A 1,402-nucleotide genomic window follows, 5' to 3' on the forward strand; every position below is an offset into this window, starting at 1 on the left:
GAGCCGGTCGTGCTCGACGTGCTGCCGGCGGTGCTTCGCGCGGCCGCCGACGCGCAACTGCGCTGGACCACGCTGCGCGCCGCGCTGTTGCCCGAAACGTCCGGCGAGCCGGCTGTCCAGCCCGCCGCCCAGGATCACCCGTTTGATAAAATTTGAAGATGATCGGCGCGCCGTCCAGCCCCGCTGCGGCGCCCGCTCCGGCTACCGGATTCGACCCTCGTGAAACCTCTGCTGCTCTCGCACTTCACCGCCACCAGCTGCATCGGCCGCGGCCTCGACGCGACCCTCGACGCGCTGCGCGACGCGCGCGGCGGCCTCGCGCCATGCGACTTCGAGCGCGCGGATCTCGATACATGGATCGGCGCGGTGGCCGGCGTCGATGCGCAGCCCGTGCGCGCGGACCTCACCGACTTCGAATGCCGCAACAACCGCCTCGCGCAGCTCGGCCTCGCGCAGGACGGCTTCGGCGAGCGCGTCGCGGCGGCCGTGTCGCGCTACGGCGTGCACCGCGTCGGCGTGTTCGTCGGCACGAGCACGGCCGGCATCCTCGAGACCGAGCGCGCGTACCAGCGCCGCGATCCGGCGAGCGGCGTACTGCCCGCCGATTTTCGTTATGCGCACACGCACAACCCGTATTCGCCCGCCGCGTTCGTGCGCGCGTATTTCGCGCTGCGCGGCCCGGCGATGGCGATCTCGTCCGCGTGCTCGTCCGGTGCGAAGGTGTTCGGCTCTGCGCGCCGCATGATCGAAGCGGGCCTGATCGACGCGGCGGTCGTCGGCGGCGTCGACTCGCTGTGCCTGACCACGCTGTACGGCTTCAATTCGCTCGAACTGCTGTCGCGGCGGCCGTGCCGGCCGTTCGACGTCGCGCGCGACGGCATCTCGATCGGCGAGGCCGCCGCGTTCGCGCTCGTCGAGCGCGCGCCCCAGTCACCCGACGCGCTCGGCGACGACGCGATCCTGCTGCTCGGGATCGGCGAAACGAGCGACGCGCATCACATGTCGTCGCCGCATCCGGAAGGGCTCGGCGCGCGCGTCGCGATCGAGCACGCACTCGCGTCGGCCGGCCTCGGCGCCGGTGACATCGACTACATCAACCTGCACGGCACCGCGACGCCGAGCAACGACGCGGCCGAGAGCCGCGCGGTCGACGCGCTGTTCGAGCGCACGCCGTGCAGCTCCACGAAGGGCGCGACCGGCCACACGCTCGGCGCGGCAGGCGCGCTCGAAGCGGTCGTCGCCGCGCTCGCGCTGCGCGAGCAGTTCGTGCCGGCCGGCATCAACACGACGCATCCCGATCCGGCGCTTGCGCTCGACTACGTGCTCGCAAGCCGCGCCGCGCGCGTGCGTTACGTGCTCACCAATTCGTTCGGCTTCGGCGGCACGAATTGCAGCCTGATCC

At 72.0% G+C, this 1,402-nt stretch carries 1 protein-coding gene and 1 pseudogene; both read left to right on the forward strand.

Translation table 11 applies throughout. The features are described from left to right. Positions 1-156, forward strand: a pseudogene (locus tag G3N94_RS42830) (polysaccharide deacetylase family protein); the annotation flags it as partial. Between the two features lie 63 nt (positions 157-219). Further along, positions 220-1,402 (forward strand): beta-ketoacyl-[acyl-carrier-protein] synthase family protein (locus G3N94_RS41370; RefSeq protein WP_205799913.1); only part of this gene is annotated, 1,183 nt, incomplete at its 3' end.

The organism is Burkholderia sp. Ac-20353 (assembly GCF_017104785.1).
In the GTDB taxonomy this organism is placed as follows: Bacteria; Pseudomonadota; Gammaproteobacteria; order Burkholderiales; family Burkholderiaceae; genus Burkholderia.